General features: G+C 65.4%; 21 protein-coding genes and 1 pseudogene. 10 read left to right on the top strand and 12 right to left on the bottom strand.

Annotated features, from left to right (window positions below):
* The first annotated feature begins 18 nt into the window (after positions 1 to 18).
* Complete coding sequence (locus QA600_RS01875) at positions 19 to 507, top strand: AAA family ATPase (protein WP_278290413.1); 489 nt, start codon at positions 19 to 21, stop codon at positions 505 to 507.
* Between the two features lie 12 nt (positions 508 to 519).
* On the opposite strand, the gene QA600_RS01870 is transcribed toward QA600_RS01875, so the two are convergent.
* Positions 520 to 1,563 carry a hypothetical protein gene (locus QA600_RS01870; protein WP_278290267.1) on the bottom strand — a complete coding sequence of 348 codons (1,044 nt, stop codon included), beginning with the start codon at positions 1,561 to 1,563 and terminating at the stop codon, positions 520 to 522.
* 174 nt (positions 1,564 to 1,737) lie between these two features.
* Here QA600_RS01870 and QA600_RS01865 point away from each other — a divergent pair, with 174 nt between their 5' ends.
* Complete coding sequence (locus QA600_RS01865) at positions 1,738 to 2,511, top strand: sulfite exporter TauE/SafE family protein (protein ID WP_278290266.1); 774 nt, start codon at positions 1,738 to 1,740, stop codon at positions 2,509 to 2,511.
* 2 nt (positions 2,512 to 2,513) lie between these two features.
* Here the strand turns inward: QA600_RS01865 and QA600_RS01860 are convergent, their stop codons facing one another.
* The 4 genes from QA600_RS01860 to QA600_RS01845 all read right to left on the bottom strand — a co-directional run bounded on the left by QA600_RS01860 (position 2,514) and on the right by QA600_RS01845 (position 7,446).
* A complete protein-coding gene (locus QA600_RS01860) occupies positions 2,514 to 3,554 on the bottom strand; it encodes a dipeptide epimerase (RefSeq protein ID WP_278290265.1) in 1,041 nt (346 codons plus the stop codon).
* Positions 3,551 to 4,567: a DUF1611 domain-containing protein gene (locus tag QA600_RS01855; protein ID WP_278290264.1), complete on the bottom strand. Its 1,017-nt coding sequence runs from the start codon at positions 4,565 to 4,567 to the stop codon at positions 3,551 to 3,553. The genes QA600_RS01860 and QA600_RS01855 overlap by 4 nt, the downstream gene beginning before the upstream one ends.
* Positions 4,568 to 4,641: 74 nt before the next feature.
* A complete protein-coding gene (gene udk, locus QA600_RS01850; RefSeq protein WP_278290263.1) occupies positions 4,642 to 5,355 on the bottom strand; it encodes a uridine kinase in 714 nt (237 codons plus the stop codon).
* 282 nt (positions 5,356 to 5,637) lie between these two features.
* On the bottom strand, positions 5,638 to 7,446 hold the full coding sequence (locus QA600_RS01845) for an SLC13 family permease (RefSeq protein ID WP_278290262.1): 1,809 nt from the start codon (positions 7,444 to 7,446) through the stop codon (positions 5,638 to 5,640).
* Positions 7,447 to 7,587: 141 nt separating this feature from the next.
* On the opposite strand from QA600_RS01845, the gene QA600_RS01840 reads away from it, so the two are divergent.
* Positions 7,588 to 8,046: a universal stress protein gene (locus tag QA600_RS01840; protein ID WP_278290412.1), complete on the top strand. Its 459-nt coding sequence runs from the start codon at positions 7,588 to 7,590 to the stop codon at positions 8,044 to 8,046.
* Positions 8,047 to 8,465: 419 nt separating this feature from the next.
* Here QA600_RS01840 and QA600_RS01835 read toward each other — a convergent pair whose 3' ends face one another.
* Both QA600_RS01835 and QA600_RS01830 read right to left on the bottom strand, forming a co-directional pair.
* On the bottom strand, positions 8,466 to 9,377 hold the full coding sequence (locus QA600_RS01835; RefSeq protein WP_278290261.1) for a Vms1/Ankzf1 family peptidyl-tRNA hydrolase: 912 nt from the start codon (positions 9,375 to 9,377) through the stop codon (positions 8,466 to 8,468).
* 29 nt (positions 9,378 to 9,406) lie between these two features.
* On the bottom strand, positions 9,407 to 9,790 hold the full coding sequence (locus QA600_RS01830; RefSeq protein ID WP_278290260.1) for a DUF5802 family protein: 384 nt from the start codon (positions 9,788 to 9,790) through the stop codon (positions 9,407 to 9,409).
* Between the two features lie 383 nt (positions 9,791 to 10,173).
* Between QA600_RS01830 and QA600_RS01825 the strand changes: the two genes are divergently transcribed.
* Complete coding sequence (locus QA600_RS01825) at positions 10,174 to 10,791, top strand: hypothetical protein (protein WP_278290259.1); 618 nt, start codon at positions 10,174 to 10,176, stop codon at positions 10,789 to 10,791.
* A 73-nt stretch (positions 10,792 to 10,864) separates the two neighbouring features.
* Positions 10,865 to 11,533, top strand: a complete 669-nt coding sequence (locus tag QA600_RS01820; protein ID WP_278290258.1) for a metalloregulator ArsR/SmtB family transcription factor — start codon at positions 10,865 to 10,867, stop codon at positions 11,531 to 11,533.
* An 86-nt stretch (positions 11,534 to 11,619) separates the two neighbouring features.
* On the opposite strand, the gene QA600_RS01815 is transcribed toward QA600_RS01820, so the two are convergent.
* Entirely contained in the window at positions 11,620 to 13,278 is a 1,659-nt protein-coding gene (locus QA600_RS01815) for a S1C family serine protease (RefSeq protein ID WP_278290257.1), read from the bottom strand.
* A gap of 186 nt (positions 13,279 to 13,464) precedes the next feature.
* Positions 13,465 to 14,037, bottom strand: coding sequence for a DUF456 domain-containing protein (locus QA600_RS01810; RefSeq protein ID WP_278290256.1), 573 nt, complete (start codon positions 14,035 to 14,037; stop codon positions 13,465 to 13,467).
* An 85-nt stretch (positions 14,038 to 14,122) separates the two neighbouring features.
* On the opposite strand from QA600_RS01810, the gene QA600_RS01805 reads away from it, so the two are divergent.
* From QA600_RS01805 to QA600_RS01795, 3 genes are read left to right on the top strand one after another with little or no spacing between them, the layout of a single operon-like run.
* Positions 14,123 to 14,320 carry a hypothetical protein gene (locus tag QA600_RS01805; RefSeq protein WP_278290255.1) on the top strand — a complete coding sequence of 66 codons (198 nt, stop codon included), beginning with the start codon at positions 14,123 to 14,125 and terminating at the stop codon, positions 14,318 to 14,320.
* A 51-nt stretch (positions 14,321 to 14,371) separates the two neighbouring features.
* Entirely contained in the window at positions 14,372 to 15,625 is a 1,254-nt protein-coding gene (gatD, locus tag QA600_RS01800; protein WP_278290254.1) for a Glu-tRNA(Gln) amidotransferase subunit GatD, read from the top strand.
* Between the two features lies 1 nt (position 15,626).
* Complete coding sequence (locus tag QA600_RS01795) at positions 15,627 to 16,529, top strand: GNAT family N-acetyltransferase (protein ID WP_278290253.1); 903 nt, start codon at positions 15,627 to 15,629, stop codon at positions 16,527 to 16,529.
* 727 nt (positions 16,530 to 17,256) lie between these two features.
* On the opposite strand, the gene QA600_RS01790 is transcribed toward QA600_RS01795, so the two are convergent.
* Positions 17,257 to 17,562 (bottom strand): HTH domain-containing protein, encoded by a 306-nt coding sequence (locus tag QA600_RS01790; protein ID WP_278290252.1) that lies wholly within the window; start codon positions 17,560 to 17,562, stop codon positions 17,257 to 17,259.
* Positions 17,563 to 17,757: 195 nt separating this feature from the next.
* On the opposite strand from QA600_RS01790, the gene QA600_RS01785 reads away from it, so the two are divergent.
* Positions 17,758 to 19,164 (top strand): selenium-binding protein SBP56-related protein, encoded by a 1,407-nt coding sequence (locus QA600_RS01785; protein WP_278290251.1) that lies wholly within the window; start codon positions 17,758 to 17,760, stop codon positions 19,162 to 19,164.
* Positions 19,161 to 19,496 (top strand): 2Fe-2S iron-sulfur cluster-binding protein, encoded by a 336-nt coding sequence (locus QA600_RS01780; RefSeq protein ID WP_278290250.1) that lies wholly within the window; start codon positions 19,161 to 19,163, stop codon positions 19,494 to 19,496. Before QA600_RS01785 ends, QA600_RS01780 begins: the two co-directional genes overlap by 4 nt.
* 319 nt (positions 19,497 to 19,815) lie before the next feature.
* Here QA600_RS01780 and QA600_RS01775 read toward each other — a convergent pair.
* Together QA600_RS01775 and QA600_RS01770 are read right to left on the bottom strand one after the other, a co-directional pair.
* A pseudogene (locus QA600_RS01775) lies at positions 19,816 to 19,971 on the bottom strand (GNAT family N-acetyltransferase); the annotation flags it as partial.
* Positions 19,971 to 20,249: a ubiquitin-like small modifier protein 1 gene (locus tag QA600_RS01770; protein ID WP_005554241.1), complete on the bottom strand. Its 279-nt coding sequence runs from the start codon at positions 20,247 to 20,249 to the stop codon at positions 19,971 to 19,973. The pseudogene QA600_RS01775 and the gene QA600_RS01770, both read right to left, overlap by 1 nt.
* Between the last annotated feature and the right edge of the window lie 17 nt (positions 20,250 to 20,266).

The following is a 20,266-nucleotide window of genomic DNA, read 5'->3' as shown; positions in this document are numbered from 1 at the left end:
GCCTGATCCGTCTCGACGATCCGAACGCGGAAGGGCGTTCGGCACCTCTCCGAGCCCGTGACCGTCGTCATCTGCGGGCCACCTGGTGCGGGCAAGACGACCGTCGCGACCCGCGTCGCCGACCGACTCGAGGCCCACGGCGAGTCGGTTCGCCTGCTCCACTCCGACGACTTCTCGAGGCGGACCTACGAGCGCCTCTTCAAGCGAGTCGTCGCCGGACCCGACGACGTCACCTGGCTGGTCGACGGCACCTTCTACCGGCGGGAGTGGCAGGACCAGTTCCGAACCTTCGGCGACGTTCGGTTCGTCCTCGTGACCGCGAGCCTCGAGACCTGCCTCGAGCGAAACCGTCGTCGCGAGGACGCGATCGACGAGCAGGGCGTCCACGTCGTCTACCGGGAGTTCGACGAGCCCGCGGCCGATCTCGAGGTCGACACCGACGAGCTGTCGGCTACGGAAGCGGTCGAACGGGTACTCGAGGCGCTCGATCGGTGGCGCTCGGCGTAGCGAGCGGGGCGGCTACAGCCCGAGCCCGTCGGCCAGCGAGAACGACTCGGGGAGCCGATCCGGGACCTCCTCGTCGGGGAGTACGTCCCAGCCGAGCTCGTCCTCGCCGGGCTCGGAGTCGGTGTCGAACCCCGGATCGTCGGCCGGCTCGCGTTCGCGGTACTCCGGCGGGGGCCCGCCGTGAGCGTAGACGCCCTCGGGGTGGTCGACGGTCCAGACGTGCATCATACAGGGCGTCCGGCAGGGTGGCGCCAGCTCGCCCTCGCGGTAGGACCCCTCGTATACCGTCCGATAGTACCACCAGGCGAGTCGTCCCGGCGCGCCGGCGTGGTAGTGCCACGGCGAGCAGCGGTCAGGATCGCCGTCGGGGTGGTGATCGTGGTCGTCGTGCGGGTGGTCGTGATCGTCCTCTGGGTGATGATGGTCGCGATCGTCGTGCGGGTGGTCGTGATCGTCCTCTGGGTGATGATGGTCGCGATCGTCGTCCGGGTGACGGTCGTGGTCTTCGTGGTAGTCCCCGTCCTCGGGTGGCCCCTCCCAGGTCTCGTCGTCGGCCTCGTACACCGCCGGCGGCGGTGAGATCGGCTCGCCGTCGCGGGTCGCGATGAACATGACCCCGATCGAGCGCCAGGAGTCGTTGTCGACCAGCACCGACTCCGGACGCTCCGGATCGAGGACGGCGTCGTCGCCGATGTACTCCGGATTCAGCCAGTGGGACCAGCCGTCGTCGTCGCCGTCGAGCGTATCGAAGTAGGGTTTGAACCCCGCCTCGAGCAGGGCGCCAGCGTCGGGATACCGGTGCTCGAGGGTCTCCTCGACGGCCTCCCGGAGCTCGATCGTAACGGGGTGATCGTCGGCACACCCCTCCATGCTCGCACCTGCGCAGTGGCCCATACTCGGTCGGAGCGTCGACTCGGGACACCGTCCGGAAAGCAGTCCGCGTTCGCGCTCTCCGTCGGCCTGTGCGGTGCCGACCGTCGAGAGTGCGACCGTTCCGGCGCCGGCCCCCAGCAGTGCTCGTCGCGTGAGTCGTGTACCGCCATCGCTATCGCTCATGGCAGTACGTCGCACGACTCACGTCGTGTTAAGCGATTTTGGCGGTCGAAACGACTGTCGTCGCTTCGAACCGCTCGCGGAGTGCACGATACGGAATCGAGTGTACGCCGACGCCCTGACCGATCGCGGACCCCTGGACACTTCACACAGGGCGAGCGTAGCCGTCCGTACGCGATGGTCCCCGTCCCGTTCGAGGTCCTCCTCGCGTTGCTCCTCGTCGCCCTGCTGTCGGGGATCGGCTGCACGACGGTCGGCGCAGGCGGGATCTTCGTGACGATCGCGCTCTACCTGCTGACGCCGCTGTCCTCGGCGGAGATCGCGGGCACCGCCCACGTGCTGTTCGTTCTCGTGGGAGTGATCGGCGTCGTCGGCTACGCGCGCTCGGGCGAGCTGGTCGGACGGGAGGGACGAGCGCTGGCGACGGTCCTCGCGGGCTCGAGCGTGCTGGGTGCGCTGGCCGGGTCCGTCCTAAACGCGTTCGTCTCGCGACGACTGTTTGGGATCCTGCTGGGGCTCCTCATCGTCTGTACCGGGATCTTACTGGCGTACCGTCGACTCCGAGGGCTGCCGTCGCTGGCCGCCGTCGGCCCGGAATCGAGGGGCGGACGGCTCGTCTTTGCTGGGCTCGGGCTCGCGTTGGGCGCCGTCGGCGGGCTAGTCGGCGTCGGCGGTCCCGTCCTCGCCGTGCCGGCGCTCGTCCTACTGGGCGTCCCGATGCTCGCGGCGCTGGGGGTCGCACAGCTCCAGGCGATCTTCATCTCCGGCTTCGCCGTCGGTGGCTACTACCTGCAGGACGCCGTTTCGGTCGCGCTCGCGGGACTACTCGCGGTGCCGATCGCCGTCGGCGCCGTCGCCGGCTGGCTGGTCGCCCACCGGGTCGATCCGTCCCGACTCGAGCTGGTCCTGGGGATCGTCCTCGTTCCGACCGGGATCTACCTCGTGCTCTGACGCTACTCGAGCGCGGCGCCGGTGCCGGCTCGCTCGAGCCCCGCCAGATCGATCTCGCCGCCGGGCATCGCAACCCCCGAGTACGGGTCCTCCTCGAGCAGCAGGGAGCCGTCCAGATCGGCGTAGTCGAGCAGCGGCGCGAGGTGACAGGCCGCCGCGATGGAGGCGTTCGATTCGGTCATGCAGCCACACATCACCTCGAGCCCGTGGGCGCGGGCGGTGTGGATCATCCGTTTGGCCTCGCGGAGGCCCCCGCACTTCATCAGCTTCAGGTTCGCGATGTCACACCGGTCGGCGATCTGTGGAACGTCCTCGAGGCTAACGCAGGACTCGTCGGCCGCGATCGGCAGCGACGAGCGCTCGTAGACGAACCGTAGCCCCTCCGGGTCCTCGGCGGCGACGGGCTGTTCGACGAACTCGAGGTCGAACTCAGCGAGGCGGTCGATTTTCGACACCGCCTCGCGGGGCGTCCAGGCCTCGTTGGCGTCGACGAACAGGTCGACATCGGGTGCGACCGAGCGAATCGTCCGGACGATTTCGACGTCGCGGTCGGTGCCGAGCTTGACCTTCAGCCGTCCGTGGCCGCGCTCGAGGGCCGTCTCAGTCTTCTCGCGCATTGTCTCGGGATCGTCGAGCCCGATCGTATAGGAGGTCTCGAGCGTTTCCTCGGGATCGAGCCCCCAGTATCGGTAGAGCGGTACCCCCAGGCGCTTGGCTGCAAGGTCGTGGAGCGCAATGCTGACCGCACAGCGGGCCGCCGGATTTCGGTTGACGGTCTCGCGCATGCGGCGCTCGATCCGCTCGAGTTCGTGGGGGTCGCCGACGTCCTCGACGACCGCGAGCAGCTCCGGAAGAACGGCGGCGACGGTCTCGGGTGTCTCGCCGTAGTGCGGCGAGGGACCCGCACCGCCGACCCCGACCCGGCCCTCGTCGTCCTCGATCCGGACGGTGACGACCTCGGCCTCGGTCGCCGTTCCCCGGGCGATGCCGAAGGGGAACTCGAGTGGAAGACTGTGGCGTTCGAACGTGGTCTCGAGGCTCATTCGAGCAGCGCCTCCAGCAAGTCGTCCGTGCCGAACCGGATCACGTCGCTTGCGGGCGCGCCGAGTTCCTCGACGTACTCGTCGACGGCCCGTTTCGCCTCGTCGTCGTCCTCGAGGTGGCTCGTGTTGATCGCGCCCGCGGTGATCGTGGCGTCGGCAACGGGCTCGGCGAGGTCCTCGTAGAGGTCGACGTACGCCTGAATCGAGGGCAGCTCGAAGTCCTCGTAGCCGTGGATCGACTCCTTGCCGGCCTCGTGACAGAGCACGAGCTGGTCGGCCATCGAGCCGTGGAGGATACCGCAGGTGACCGCCGAGTACGCCGGGTGGACGATGCTACCCTGGCCCTCGACGAAGAGGTAGTCGTGCTCGTCGCCCTTCTCGAGGATCATCTCCTCGACGGCGCCCGCGGTGAAGTCCGAGACGACGCGGTCGATCGGGTTCCCCCAGCCCTCAATCATGATGCCGGTCTGACCAGTCGGGATCACGGCGGCGTCGTAGCCGGCCTCGCGGGCGTCGCGGGCCAGCTCCATCGAGACGGTCATCTTGCCGACCGAGCAGTCGGTGCCGACTGTCAGGATGACCTCGGCGTCGACGTCGCCGGCGACGCCGTCGGCGACCGTCAGCTCGTCGTGGGGTTTGCGGACGTCCCACAGCTCGCAGTCGTTCTCCTCGGCGAGGGCGGCGAACTCCTCGTCCTCGGCGAGGAAGAAGTGGAGCCCGGAGATGACGTCGCAGCCGCGCTCGAGTGCGGTCCGGACGTCCTCGCGCCAGCTCTCGTCGAAGCCGCCGCCGATGGGGGCGATCCCGATCAGGAGGGCGTCGACGTTCCCGACGTCGTCCATCCCCTCGACGATCGGGGCGTCCTGGACGTCGGAGACGTGATCCTGTACTCGGCTGCCGGCGCTGTCGCGGTCGAGGACGGCCTCGACGTCGTAGTCGGCGTAGCGCAGTACTCCGAGAGCCGTCTTGGCCCGGTCCGGGAACTTCTCGTGGGCGAGAATCGCGATCTGCATACCGGGCCATCGGTCGACCGACTACTTAACGGTAGAGAATTACGCCGGCCCGCGTCGTCCGGACCGCCGTAGTATCAGCCGTCGGAACGGTTCGTCGATTCTAGGTCGACCCGCGTCGGCCGATCCTCGCCGACCTCGAGGGGAAACGCGCGGTCGTTCTCGTCGGGATCGCCGGGCGCGAGTTCGGCCTCGACCTTCTCGACTAACAGGTCGACGGCCATCCGGTTTGCCCCCTCGGGGATGATGACGTCGGCGTTTTTCTTCGTCGGCGCGACGAACTGCTCGTGCATCGGCTTCACCGTCTCGAGGTACTGGTCGATGACGCCCTCGAGCCCGCGGCCCCGATCGATGACGTCGCGCTCGATCCGCCGGAGGATGCGGACGTCGGCGTCGGTCATCACGTACACCTTCAGGTCGAGCATCTCGAGGACCTGCTCGTCGAACAGCGAGAGGATCCCCTCGAGAACGATCACGTCGGAGGGGGCGACGGTGACGCGCTCGTCCTTGCGGTTGTGGAGCTCGAAGTCGTACTGGGGCATCTCGATGGATTGGCCCATCAACAGGCTGTCGAGCTGCTCGCGCAGGAGCTCCCACTCGAAGGCGTCGGGGTGGTCGTAGTTGACCTCGGCGCGCTCCTCGTAGTCGAGGTGGGAGAGGTCCTCGTAGTAGTTGTCAAGCGGGATCCGCGTGACGGCCTCGCCGACCGTCTCGGCGACGGTCCGGGAGACCGTCGTCTTTCCGGCGCCCGTGCCGCCGGCGATGCCGATGACGAACGACGGGATACTCATCACTCGAGTCTCGGACGGCGCGCTAATGAATGCCCTGATGTCCGCCCGTTTGCCAACAGTTGGTCGTCGTTCTTTGATCCGAGCTCGTGTGGAACTCGCGTTCCGTACAGATGGGGATGTATTGCGATAGAGTATGACCGATTCTGCGGTGGACCGTGACGGTTTGGCGTGTCCTTCCAGACAGAGGTTTAGATTCTCGAAGGTCGGGCAACTGATCAGTTTCCGGCAACTACGGACAATCGGCTCCGCAAGCGTAGCTTCCCACCGGAGTCGTTGACAGGTTCACGATCCCCACGCCTCGAGGAACTCCCCTGGCAGCGTCGTTACGTCGATTCCCCAAGCAAGGGGGAGCCACAGCACCGCCACGATCGTGATCAGGATGATCCCGATGACGTTGAGGCCGACACCGACGCGGGCCATCTGCGGGAGGGTGATGTAGCCGCTGCCGAAGACGATCGCGTTCGGCGGCGTCGCGACCGGGAGCATGAACGCGAACGAGGCCGCCGTCGCCGCAGCGATCATCAGCCCGTAGGGGTGGACGCCGATGCCGACCGCGACGCCCGCGAGGATCGGCATCAACATGGCTGTCGTCGCCGTGTTCGAGGTGACCTCGGTGAGAAAGATCGTCATCGTGACGACCGCGAGCAGGATGAGCACCATCGAGACGCCCTCGAGGGCGCGAAGGCTCTCGCCGATCCAGACGGCGAGGCCGGTCTCCCCGAATCCGGCGGCGATCGCGAGCCCGCCGCCGAACAGCAGGATTACGCCCCAGGGAATCTCGACCGCGCTCGTCCAGTCGAGGACGAACGTGTGCTCGCCGTCCTCGGTTCTCGTGGGCAGGGTAAAGAGCACGAGCGCGCCCCCGATCGCGATGATCGAGTCGACGTCGTCGGGTGCCGCGATCACCCCGGCCTGATCGAGCAGGCTCGCGCCGATCCAGCTCGCGGCCATCCCGACGAAGACGACGAGGACCAGCCGCTCCTGGCTCGACATCGGGCCGAGCTCCGCGAGCTGCTGTTCGATCGTCTCTCCGCCGACCGGCAGCTCGGAGAACTGCGGGCGCATCGCCGCGCGCGTGACGTAGACGTAGACGGTCACGATCCCGACGATGGAGATGGGCACGCCGTAGAGCATCCACTCGGCGAAGCCGACCGTCTCCCCGAACAGCTCGCCGGCCTGGCCCGCAAAGAGGATGTTCGGCGGCGTGCCGATGAGGGTGCCGACGCCGCCGACGGAGGCGCCGTAGGCGATACACAGCATCAGGGCGATGCCGAAGGAGAACTCACCCTCCTCGGTGGGGACGTCGAGGCCGGTCTCGTCGATTAGATCCGCGGTCTGGTAGATCACTGCCAGCGCGATCGGCACCATCATCATCACGGTCGCGCTGTTCGAGACCCACATCGAGAGAAACGCCGTCGCGATCATAAAGCCGAGAATGAGTCGGGAGGGCGAGTTCCCGACGAACGCGATCGTCCGGAGGGCGATCCGGCGGTGGAGCCCCCAGCGCTGCATCGCCATCGCGAGGAAGAAACCACCCATAAAGAGGAAGATCAGTGGGCTGGCGTACGACGGCGTCGTCTCGGCGACCGGCAAGGCACCGGTCAGCGGGAAGAGCACGATCGGCAACAGCGACGTCGCCGGGATCGGGATCGACTCACCCACCCACCAGACGGCCACCCAGGCGGTGACGGCGGCGACGGCCTCCCCCTCCGGCGGGAGCCCCGCCGGCGTCGGCGAGAAGTAGATCAACGCGAACAGGAGCGGACCGAGCAGGAAACTGATCTGCTGGCGCGGGCCGTAGCTGCCGCCCACGTCGAACGGCGAGTCGTCGTCGCCCCCGTCTTCTGGATCGTCCGGGTCCCGCGAGTCACCAGCGGGGAGGTCGCGCGGGTCGTCGCCGCGGTCGTCCTCGAGCCGTCGTCGAGCCGTCGGATCGTCCGGCACGTCGGCGCGGAGTTCCCCGTCTGCGATGTCGGCGGCGATCTTCGGTCCGTCGAGGGTGAGATACGCTTTCGTTCGAACACTCGATCGCCAGAGGGCCAACCGAACGCCACGAGTACCGCGGCGACACGCCTCGAACACGTCGTGCATGATTGATACATATAGTATTTGGGGATACATATAGAGCTTCTATGGCGGTTCGACAGGATCCTCTGAAACTGAGAGAGCCTTGAACGTCTACACCGGTATCTCGTGACGAGAGCTTTATCACTGGAGGTGGTACGACGACGCATGTACCGGGTGTTGCTCACCGCTGATGAGAGGGTCTCGCGGGCACGCGCACAGGCCGAAGCGATCGCCAAAAGTGCGGCCGACGACCACGTGGTCGACGTCCTCCACGTCCACGAGAGGGTGTCGCTGCCCGACGCCGAATGGGCGGTCGGTGGCTTCTTCGAGACCTACGCCGAGGAGATGGCCGACGCGATCCGGGAGGTCGACCGACTGCCAGAGTCGGTCGAGGCCGCCGTCGAAGTCCTCGAGGACGCCGGGATCGAGTACGCGGTCCACGAGACCGTTGGAACGCCAGCCGAGGCGATCATTGAGACCGCAGCGGAGCTCGACAGCGACGAGATCGTTCTCGGCGTCTCGAAACACACCCCAGTGGGGAAGGTGCTGTTCGGTAGCGTCGCCCAGGCGGTGATCCTCGACACTGACCGGCCAGTGATGGTCGTCCCCGACAAGGCGGGGTGAACGGCCTCCGACGGATCGGAAAGACGGTGACGCTGTAGCCTGTCGAAGATAGCCCGCTGCACGAGTTGCGTCCTCTATTCGGGACAGGATTAGGTCTCTGTGTCGGCAAAGGGTAAGCCTCACCCGCAGCACAGACACTGTGAAGTACCTCGGGGACAAGCCCCGAGGCACTCTCGCTGTCTCTCTGTAGAGAGATTGGAGTGGCGGTCGAATCGCTCCGGCGGTTTCGCGACGCCGCGGACGAAGAGGACGTGAAAGCGCGGATCGACGAGCGCATCGATGGACTCTGCGGGAGTGAGATGACAACGGGCAGGAACCACCCCTGCCACCGCCGCCGCTCGAGATCGACGGGGACGTGTGCAACCCTACGTAGCAGTTCGGCAATTCAAACCTGAACAGCAACACTGTAACAACTACTGTTAGATCACCGTCAGCGTCGTCGTCCAGAACGATCGGTAGGCGTCCTCGAGCGCCGGCTTCGGGTTCCCCGTCGCGTCGACGGCGGCGGTCGCGGCGGGCTCGAGGTCGGCCTCCTCGACCAGCGTATCGACGACGCCGCGCTGGCCGACGACGTAGAGGCGGTCGGCGTCGCGCTCCGCGAGGGCGTCCCGGCAGCGCTCGAGGTGGTCGTCGATCTGGTCGTCGCGGATCCGTTCGAAGCGGGCCTGCGAGAACCCTCCCTTCGAGTGGTTGCCCTTGACGTCGCTCTCGAATCCGCGGTAGTCGACGCGCTCGTCGTCCTCGTAGGTCCCGAGCGCGAACAGGTCAGCGCGCACGAGCGCGAGGGCGTGGCGCCCAGTCGGCAGGAACCACTCCCGCTCGAGGTCGAACCGGTCGTCCCAGGTCGCCTCGAGGGACGGCCGCACGGGCGAGTCGAGCGCGACCGAGACGAGGCCGGCGTCGTCGACACAGCACAGACAGGGCGCGGCGTCCTCGAGCAACGCGGTCCGCTCGCCGAGGACGTCCGAGAGATCCTCCCGGACGGAATCGGTGAGGGCGTCCTCGAGACTCGCGGTGAGCGCGCCCTCCGGAGCCGTTCGGATCGACCGGAGCCGCTCGAGAACGTCCTCGAGGCGGACGCCGCGCAGGTCGACGCGTCGGCGGACGGTCGGCCCGGCGTCGTCGGCCTCGACGCGCTCGAGTTCGCCCTCGAGCTGGGCGATACGGTCCTCGAGCCGATTCTGTTGCTCCTCGGCTTCCTGGCGGGCCGTCGCCGCGTCGGCTCGTCGTTCGGATTCGGCCTCGTACCGCTCCCGCAGCCGCTCGTTTTCCTCCTCGAGTTCGTCGATGCGCGCCTTCAGCGGGGCGCGGCCGAGCAACTCATCGAGCATCTGACCAAACACGCGAAGCGGGAGTACTTCTAGGTTCCGGCGCCGGGGTAGTCGTCGGTGTCGGGACCGGAGGGCTCCCAGCCGGCGAAAGAAAGCAGCTGTCGGGCCCGTTCGCGGCGTGCGAGCAACACCTCCTGCAATGAGGGCGGGCTCCGAACGTCGGTGTCCTCGAGCATCGACTGCGGGAGGGCAAGGGTGTTCGTCGGGACGGCTGAATCGCCGTGGACCGGGAAGTGGTGGGACTCGAGTTTCATCACCAGCGGGGCGTCGAGCCGTTCGACGCCCTCGCCGGTCGTGTACACTTCCTCGTTCAGGCGTTCGTGCTGTTCGTCGTGTATGAGGGCGTGTTGCCGGTCGGTCGGGGTCACGTAGAGGCGACCGAGGTAGTAGCTTCCGGAAAACACTTCGAACATGTCACTAGATACCACGGACCGAGGCGGTATAACTTTTCTGCGAGCTGCTCCGTGCATGTAGTGCAATCGTCAACCAATCGTTTCGGACGGTCGGGCGGACCGTCGCGCGACCACAACAGTTCATAACGCCGACGATAAACGCGACGAAAACGGCATCTGACGGCGGTAAATCCCGACTTCCCGGCGGATAAACGGTTTGAACGATCCGGCTTCAGACGGATCGTTTCGAGCCGTCGACGACGAGTCACCCGCTACGTACGACCGCTGCAACGCGACTAAAGCCAGTGTAAATTCACCGGGTCTTCCGAACGACTGAACCGAGGGCGTAAACGGTTCCGAACGAAGGCCCGACTTTTTAGGCTGGTCGACGGTCGAACAGGATAATGAACTCCACCCGGTCGGCCGCCCTCCTCGCTGCGGTCCTCCTCGTCGGGCTGACGGTCGCCCCCGTTGCCAGCGGAGCCTTCGCGAGCGTCGGCGCCGACGATCGGTCGGACGAACAGGACGACGAGCAACACGATTCGGAAGTCGAACGCGGCGTCACCACGTTCATGCAGTCGAGCGCGACGGACACCTCGAGCACGGTCGAATCTGAGATGTTCGAAGCGAAGTACGAAGCCGCCGACGACGACGTCCGGGAACGGCTCGTCGACGAGCGAGCGGACGGCCTTGAAGCGCAACTCGAGAGCCTCGAGTACGAGCGCGACGAACTCCGCGAACACGGCAACGAACTCTCGACGCCGCAGTACCAGGCCCGGATGACCCGGTTGACCGTCGAGATCGTGGCCTTGGAGCGGGCGATCGAACAGACCATCCCGTTCGCGGACGACAAGGAGGTCGGCGTCGACCGCCTCGAGGTCCTCGAGGAGAACGTCGTCGACCTCGGCAGCGAACAGATCGCGGCTGTCGCGACGGAGCTGCTGGGCTTCGAGGGCTATCTCGAGGGAGAACCGGTCGATGACGGCGGCGACGAGACGGACGCTGCGGACGGCGGGGAGTAACTGCGACCCACGGGACCGAGCGACCCGCTGAGAAGACACGCTTTTCAGCGGCGCCACCCAAACGCTGCTACGAATGGACTCTGCCGCCCTGTTGGACCTCCTCGGGAACGAAAACCGGAGACGCATCCTCCGACTGCTTGCGCGAAAACCCTGCTACGTGACCGAGATCTCGGAGTACCTCGGCGTGAGTCCCAAGGCGGTGATCGAACACCTGCGCAAGCTCGAAGAGGCCGGCCTGATCGAGAGCCGGATCGACGACCAGCGCCGGAAGTACTTCCACATCGCCCGCAACCTTCGCCTCGAGGTGAGCCTCTCGCCGTACGGCTACGTGAGCAAGAGCGCCTACCCGGCGAACAGCAGCTTCGACATCGCGACCTGTCGCCACCTCGAGATCGACGTCTCCTGGGACGACACTGACGACTTAGAGGAACTTCTGGCGTCCTTAGAGCAGCTCGAGCAGCTCGAAAACGAGCTGTCGCTGGCCCAGCGGTGGGTCCAGCGCCACGTCTGTGACGTGCTCGATCGAATCTCCGAGACGGTCGGCACCGGTCCCGAGAGCCGGATCTACGCCGACGTCCTCGCAAGCATCCGCTCCGAGCCAAAATCGGTCTCCGAGCTGGGCGAGGACGTCGACGCGCCCCGCGAGGTCGTCGCCGAGATCCTCGAGCTGATGGCCGACGAGGGAATGGTCCGACGGACGAGACGCGGCTGGGAGCTCGTTCCCGAGCCCGAGGAATCGTAGCCGAGCCGCAGTCGGTAGCACGGCCGCTTCGCTCGAGAGACGCCGCAACGTGGCTCGAGGGCGTTCGAGGATGCGTGACTCCCCAGTTACGGGGCCGGCGATTGCGTGTCCCTCACTCGGGAAACGACGCGTGCTTCAGCGGGGAGTAGCGGTGGCTGACCGTCCGTTCTGTGGTGCAGCCCGGCCAGAATGCGCTCGAGGGCGGCTCGGTCGCGCTCGGTGGCGAGTTGGACGTAAATCACGAGCGCGAACGACTGGTCCCGCGGTTCGGCAACGGTGAAGAAGGTTGCTGTCCGGGTATCACCACAGCCCGTCGATGATCGAGAGTCCCCTCGATAGAGCCCGTCGTCGTACGGACCCAGTTTGGTGACCGGACAGTCCCGATACCGACGGTCGCCGAGAACCCCATCAGTCCCGTATTCGAGGTCCGAAGAACGCAAGACCAGGAGTCCTGGCGCCTCGATGGTCTTCCGGAATCGCTCGACATCGGGTGCAGCGATCAAGCATGGGCCCAGCCCGGTCCGCCGATAACGTCGGTCGGCCCACTCGCTCGGCACGTCGGTCCAGATCGTCCCTGTCTCGTCAGTGAGCGTCGTGTACTCCGGATACGGGTCGTCAGTTCGTGCGTGCGCCGACGCAGGGTGCCCGAGGACTGGTTCGAGCGGACGTCCGTCGAGCGTTCCGGTGAGGAGGATGCCATCGCGGTAGACCTGAATCGGCAGTTCGTCGGCGGAGTCGTGTACGTCTAATACGTTACAGTACTCGCGAACGGTTCCGCCCGTCCCGACGTGTGTGTTCCCAATCGCGGTGAGCACGTCGCCGGGCTGGATGGTGGCGTTGCTGGCTGGACCGTTGGACTCCACCGCCAATACGTGAACTCCGGCCGGAGAACGGTCGTCGGCGGGAACGGCAGTACCGTGGATGCCGATCGATGCCGTAGCCGTCCCGGCTCGGATTTCCTCGACAACCGTGCTCGTGACCGTCGCACTGATCGCGAACTGCTCCGTCTCGTCGACCGGAGTGAACGGATTGCTGACCGCATAGTTGACGCCTACGGTGCGGCCGTCGACGGTGACCAGTGGACCGCCCGAGTGTCCGCCGCGAAGCCGGGCCGTGTGTTCGATCTCGGAATCGACGGCAATCCACCGATTCGCCGTCTCGGTGGTCCTCGAAATCGAGCCGTCGGTCGTCGTGTACGACTCGCCGTCCGGAAAACCAAGCGCCCACACGTCGAGTTCTGGTTCGGGCTCGTCGGTGTACCACGTAAGGGGTGTGTAGCCCTCGCCCGTGATCCCGAGCACGGCGAGGTCGGCACACTCCGAGACACCAAGCACGGTCGCAGCGGGCGAGGCCTGCGCTCGACCGACGAACAGTTCGAGCGAGTCGACACCGGTCACGACGTGACCGTTCGTTACGACGATCCCTGAGGCATCGATGAGGAAGCCGGAGCCGTCAACTGGTATCGGATCGTCGCCGTACTCGCCGCCCGTTCGTTCCGTACTGATCCGCACGACCGCGTCTCGCGCCTCGTCGACGCTTCTCACCTGCCGTCTCTCGTCCCCGCTCTCGAATCGCGCCTCGCCGTGCTGGCGGTCGGTATCGGGACGGTCGTGTCCCGCCCCGGAACGGCCAGCAACGCCGAGTACTCCGCCGGTCGCAAGCTGCTTCAATACGCGCCGTCGAGAACTCGAGGAAGGGGTGTGGCTGACCGACAGCGTCTTTTCGGGTCGGCCTGTGTCGATCATTCGGTTTCGGGACTCAGTCGCGTATTGCGAACTGGTCGTCTGTCTTCGAAATTCTGTTCATGCAGTACGTGTCGATTACGGTGCCTGCCGAGGCTATCGAACGGCACGAGTACTGAAATAGGTCTAGGGCTGCTCGAACACGCTCCCGATAGCTACCGGCGAACGCTCGCTTCTCCATCTAACCGCTCACTCGAGATCCTGGAACAGCCCGTTTCGGAGGTCCCGGCCGAGGTAGTAGCCGACGAGACAGGCGACCAGTCCGGCCGTCACGCCGACGGCCAGCACCGCCCGCCCCGACCCGGCGACCGCGAGCACCGCGTTGCTCACCACCGCGGCGATCCCGCCGACCGAGGCGCCTGCCGTCCCCACCTCGAGGTAGCGCCGTTTCGACGTGGCGAGCCCGATCGCGAACGCGACGGCGAACATGCCGACGATCTGGCCGGCGATCGGAATCGTTAGCTCGCCGGCGAAGAAGCCAACCCCGACGGCGAGGACGAGCGCGAGAAACGCCTTGGGGGAGAACGCCGTCTCGAGCGAGGGGCGGGGAAGCGACGGCAGGCGCGACCGGAGCGAGCTGCCCTTGGTTGCGTTCGCCTCCGCTTCCGTCTCGGGCGAGGCCGCGGGGGGCGCGTCAGCGCTCGAATCCGTGTCGACCTCCGCGTCGGAGCCCGAGAGCAGTCGCTCCGTCTCCTCGAGGAGCTCGTCGGTCGAACGCTCCCCGCGGTCGGCCTCGACGAACTCGTCCGAACGATCGCCCATACGCGAGTCGAAGCGTTCCGAGACCATGGCCTTTTCCCACAGTCGACGGGCGTTCTTTTTACCCCTCCCGACGTACTGGGTGGCAGTGACTACCGAGCTGATCGTCTTCGGGGTGATCTCGATCGCTCTCGGGGGTGGGTTGCTGTACGCCGGGCGCCACCTCTACCCGCGGCTCGATCTCACCCGTGAGGCGCTGAGTACCGTCCGCCTGCTGACGGCGGTCATCGCCGGCGTGCTCCTCCTGATGGGGATGGGACTCGTCGCGGTCGGTCTGTTCACCTAGACTCGCCGCCGAAAGAGTGCCTTCAAGTCCGGCGCCGCGCAACGGAGGGGTATGAATCCAGGCGACCGCGTTCGCGTCGATCGCGCGGACCGCAGCTACGAGGGCGTCCTGTTGCCCTCGAGTACGGACGAGCAGCTCGTGGTGAAACTCGAGGGCGGGTACAACGTCGGAATCGACCGCGAGGACGCTGCGGTCGACGTGCTCGAGGAGGACGTCTACGAGATCGACGGCTCGGGCGCCGACGACGAGGGCGGCTCGGCGGTCGAGTTCGACGCCGACTTGCCGACGATCGCACTGATCTCGACGGGGGGAACGATCGCCTCGACGGTCGACTACCGCACCGGCGCGGTGACGGCGCAGTTCGACGCCGAGGACGTCCTGCGTGCGGTCCCGGACCTGGCGGGCCGTGCGAACTACAGGGGGAGAGTCGTCGCCAACATCCTCTCGGAGAACATGGAGCCGCCGATCTGGCAGGATCTCGCCCGTGCGGTCCGCGATGAGATCGAAGACGGCGCCGACGGCGTCGTCGTCATGCACGGCACCGACACGATGCAGTACTCCGCGTCGGCGCTCGCCTTTATGCTCGAGACGCCGGTGCCGATCGTCTTTACGGGCAGCCAGCGCTCGGCGGATCGGCCGTCCTCCGACAACGTAATGAACGCGGTCTGCGCCGTCGAGGCCGCCAAGAGCGACTGCGCGGAGGTCATGGTCTGTATGCACGCCTCCGAGAGCGACGACCGCTGTGCGCTCCACCGGGGAACTCGAGTGCGGAAGAACCACACCTCGCGGCGGGACGCCTTCGAGACGGTCGGCGCCGAGCCGCTGGGCGAGGTCGACTACGACTCCGAGGCGGTCTCGTTTCGCCGGGACTACCAGCAGCGAAACGAGAGCGAGGTGGACCTCGGGCTCGAGGCCGACCTGGAGGAAGACGTCGAACTGCTGAAGTTCACGCCCGGAATGGACCCCGCCTTCCTCGACATCGTCGAGGGAAGCGAGGGACTGGTCCTCGAGGGGACCGGACTCGGCCACGTCCACACCGACCTCATCCCTCGTATCGAGGAGCTGATCGAGGACGGCACGACGGTCGTCATGACCAGCCAGTGTCTCGAGGGGCGGGTCTGTGACCGCGTCTACGACACGGGCCGGGACCTGCTCGAGGCCGGCGTGATCGAGGCCGGCGACACGCTGCCGGGAACGGCGAAAGTCAAGCTGATGTGGGCGCTCGCGAACGCCGACTCGGTCCCGGAGGCGATGGAGACGTCGCTGGCCGGCGAACTGCAGGAACGGTCGACCCCCTGGGAGTGAGATGTCCGTAGGTATCGAGATCCGGCGAGCGACCCACGACGACTACGAGGGCGTAAAGGCGTTCACCGAGGATCTCTGGGAGGACCGCGGCGGCGACTACATCCCCGAGATCTACCACGACTGGCTCGAGGACGGCGACGAGCGAAAGAAGACGTTCCTCGCGGACGCCGGCGACGAGGTCGCGGGGATCGTCCAGGCCGTGATGCTCTCGGACGACGAGGCCTGGTTCCAGGGGATGCGGGTCAACCCCGCCTACCAGCGCCAGGGGCTGAGCGGTCGGCTCAACGAGGCTTGCTTCGAGTGGGCCCACGATCAGGGGGCAACCGTCGGTCGCATCATGATCTTCTCGTGGAACGCGGCCTCACTGGGCGCCGCGCGCACTGGCGGGTTCGAGCCGCTGACGGAGTTTCGCTTCGCTCATCCCGACCCTGATTCGGATGCCTCGAGTCCGGACCCCGTCCCGAGCGATCCCCGACGCGCCTGGCGCTACTGGACCCACAGCGACGCCCGCAACCACCTGCGGGGGCTGGGTTTTGCCCCCGAGGAGTCGTGGGCGATGCGCGAACTCACGCGCGCGGACTTCGAGCGCATCGCCGACGAGACAGCGGTGTTCGTCGCCGAACGGGAGTCGGAATCGGTCGGAACGTCCTACCGCGTCCGCAGCTACGATCGCGAGGGCGACGACGGCGAAACCGAAACGTGGGCCGAGTACGGCGTCGGCGCCTGGGACGACGTCGACGCCGCGCGGTCGCTGTTCGGCGCGATCGCCCGGGACGCCGCCGCCATCGGCGCGGACCGAACGCGGGTACTGATCCCCGAGACTGCCGAGTACGTCAGCGACGCCTCCTACGCGGGCACGGAGATCTCGGAAGAGCCTGACTTCGTGCTCGGGATCGACCTCTGAGACGGTCTACTGGAGTGGATGAGCGAGGGAACGACGCGATCGAGTGGATCGGGTGGGGAGGATATGGAACTCAACGTATGAGTACGAGAGTCTCGTCGACCACGCGCGACTGTACCATTCCGATAGGAAACAGTACACCGACGGCCCATCTTCGTTCAGTAGTGATTGTATGAAGTCAGTAGCTACCGAATGCTGCATAGATACTCTGTATAGAACAGACCGGCTCCAATCACAAGATTTCCTGCTTAACCAACAACGGGTGCAGTAGAGGGGCCTCATTGGTTAACTACGCCGGTAGTAGATTGGGGATCAAACGAGACTCAGCTGCTACGGAGCTATGTGAGAAAGTGGCTGCTGCTCGAGCGGTGGCCCCAACTGAACGGCCTGGTTATCCTTGGTAGGTCCTGTCGCTGTGAGTGCAGCGGCTAACCGCATCCATGGGCCGATTATTGGATGCTCGAACAGTCGCGATGGATCCGGTGGCCAGAACAGCATACTCCCAAGCGGATCATCGGGATTGCCGTAACGGCCTGGTGTGAGCAGCGTCTCGAGGAGTGCGTCAGCTGCATTGAGGAGCATCTGACTCTCCTCGAGAACAGCCGGAACAACGGGGTCGCGTCGCTCAGTGGTTGCCTGAAACGACAACGCTATACTAACAACTGAAACTGTTTGCACACCGATCGCACAGCCGTCGTGCGATCGGGTGCACACTGACTTTCAGTGGCTACTATAGCTGACACCCGTTCTCGTCGACACGAATGAGATCGAGCGCCTCGAGTCGATCGCGGTAGTTCCGGACCGTCTGTGTCGAGACATCCGCTCGATCGGCGAGTTCACACTGTGAGAGACGCCTTTCAGCTGTGAGTAGTGTCTGAGCTATTCGACCAACTGTCGCCGGGAGATCGGAGAGTAACTGCTCAGGCTCGAGTGTTCCCAGCGCATAGCGGAGTTCGTCTGGTCGAAGCTCTCGGCGGCCGTCTTCGCCGGCGAGTTGCTGCAGTGCTTGAGCAGCGGCATACGGCGAACCAGCCAATGTATGAAGCAACGAAACGCTCTCTCGGGTTAGTCGGAGGTCCTTGGACTGCAGAATCCACGTCGCAGTCGCTGCGTCGGCTGCTCGATCGACTGTCGATAGGGAGACGTGGACTGCGGACTCGGGAGCGTCCTCAGCGAGGGCTGCTGGCGCCTCGATCTATAAGTGTTTGGGGAGTGATATCCCTTATCTAGGATGAGCACAGACCAATCAAATTCTACAGATGAACAGCCAATCCACGACCACGAGGACGTCGACGGTCCCGGATATCCGACGCCTGCGGCGATGCGGACCGAATCCGAACGGGAGAAAACGGCCTACGTGATGGCCCCCCGCGTCGGCATGGAAACCGACGGAAAGGATTTCGTCGGCGTCGTCGATCTCGATCCCGAGTCGGAGACGTACAGCGAGTTGATCGATACAGTGGAAATGCCGAACAAGGGTGACGAACTCCATCATTTCGGCTGGAATGCCTGTTCGTCGTCGTGTCACGCAGAGGGACTCGCCCGCCAGTATCTCGTAGTTCCGGGACAGCGATCCTCCCGCATTCACATCATTGACGCTGAAGATCCCCGGAATCCGCAGATCGTGAAAATTATCGAGCCCGAGGAGCTCTTCGAGTACGATCTTTCGGCGCCCCATACCGTCCACTGCGTCCCAGGTGGGAAAATCGTCATCAGCATGCTTGGCAACGCTGACGGTGAACTCCCTGGCGGATTCCTCCAGCTCGATCAGGAGGACTTCACGATCGACGGCCGGTGGGAAGCCGACACCGGCGAATGGGAGGGGATGCACTACGACTACTGGTATCAGCCTCGACACGACGTGTTAGTTTCCACGGAGTGGGCCGCTCCGAACACCTATTACCCGGGTTTCGACCTCGAGGATGTCGAGGCGGGCAACTACGGCGACAGCATTCATATCTGGGACTGGTCGGAGAAACGTCACGAACAGACCCTCGAGTTTGGCGAGGAGGGCCAGATCCCTCTCGAGGTCCGGATGAGCCACAACCCCGAGGAGACACAGGGGTACGTGGGAGCGGCCCTTTCCTCGAACATCATCCACTTCTACGAGACGGACAACGGCACGTGGGACTGGGACGTCGTCATCGAGGAGGAGGCCCGTGAACACGACGACTGGGATATGCCGGTGCCGTCGCTGATCACCGATACCCTGCTGTCACTCGATGACCAGTATCTGTTCTACGCGAACTGGCTCCACGGTAACCTTCGGATGTACGACGTAAGCGACATGGGAAACCCTCGACTTGTCGATACGATCTGGGCTGGCGGGCTGTTCGGCGATCGCCAGGAGGTCCAGGGAACCGACATCAGAGGATCCCCACAGATGCTCCAGCTTTCACGCGATGGCAGCCGGCTCTACTGGACGACCTCGCTGTTCTCCTCGTGGGACAACCAGTTCTTCCCAGAGATCGCTGAGGAGGGGTCATTGATGTTCAAGGCTGACGTCTACCCCGATGAGGGGCGGATGGAACTCGACGAGGAGTTCCTCGTCGACTTCGGCGACGCGCCGGGCGGTCCGGCCCGGGCTCACGAGATCCGCTGGCCCGGCGGTGACTGCACGAGCGATGTCTGGCAATGACCTGCTGCGATGACCCCAGCCACGTCGTTGAACTCCGTGACGCTGACGGGACAGTGGGGTCTATCCGGATCCCGACGGGGGAGTCGATCGTCGACGCCGCCGAATCGGCCGGGATCGATCTCCCCTACGGCTGTCTCTACGGTGCCTGTGGGACCTGCACCGCCCGGCTCCTCGAAGGAACGTGTACCCACCAGGAGCCGCCGCGCGCGCTGAAAGACGATGTACTCGAGGGCGGATACGTCCTTACCTGCGTCGCCACCCCGGTGACCGACTGTACGCTCCGGGTAGGTCATGACGTCCAAGCGGAGGCGATAGGAACGCCCTGGCGGTGACGGCGGCGTACTGGACGGCCCAGGGTGTTATAAAACGCAAGGAGAATACCCGCGCCTTTAGGCGCGTGAGGACTGCTTCGACGGTCTCGGAGCCAGCCGCTCCGAGGTCGTCACACTCATAAACCAGTTCTTCAACTTCGTCAACGAGTTCCGCTGAAAGAGCCACGCCAAACTTTTCTCTGGCCATTTTGAACGCCTCTCAGAACGCTGTGCACCGGGTGCACAGTCATTTTAACGGCCTACATCGGATCTGCAAACTTCATCCTGTCGAGTGACGATTTATTTGATGAGCGTCACTTTGGACATCACTATGAATCGCGAGCCGGTGTGCGACCTCCGCAGCGACGAGATCGACGTCGTCGGCGAGCGCGTGGCCGTCGACGATCGACTCGAGCTCGCGGTGGTACGGAAGCCACAGCGCCTCGACGTAGCGACGGACGGCCGCCTCGTCGGGCCGAAGACGCCGGAGCTCCATCAGCCGCCGCTGACGGGCGGGAACAGCGCCAGCTCGTCTCCCTCCTCGAGTTCGGTCTCGAGACCCTCCTCCTCGACTAAGACGTTCGTTCCGTTGCGCAACACGTTGATCTGGGAGCGCAGCTCGCCGTCCTCGAGGACACGGTCCTCGAGCTCGGGGCGTCCCTCGAGGAGCTCCTCGAGTGCGTCGCCGACGGTGTCGCCGGCGTCGGCCTCGACCGCGACGTGTTTATCACCTGCGCGCTCGGCGAGATCCGCGAACAGCTTCCACTCGGTCATGGATGGCGCTATCCGCG

Source organism: Natronococcus sp. A-GB1 (assembly GCF_029688845.1).
Lineage (GTDB): Archaea > Halobacteriota > Halobacteria > Halobacteriales > Natrialbaceae > Natronococcus.
The sequence above is the reverse complement of the archived record's forward strand: the minus strand, read 5'-3'. Positions and strand labels throughout refer to the sequence as shown.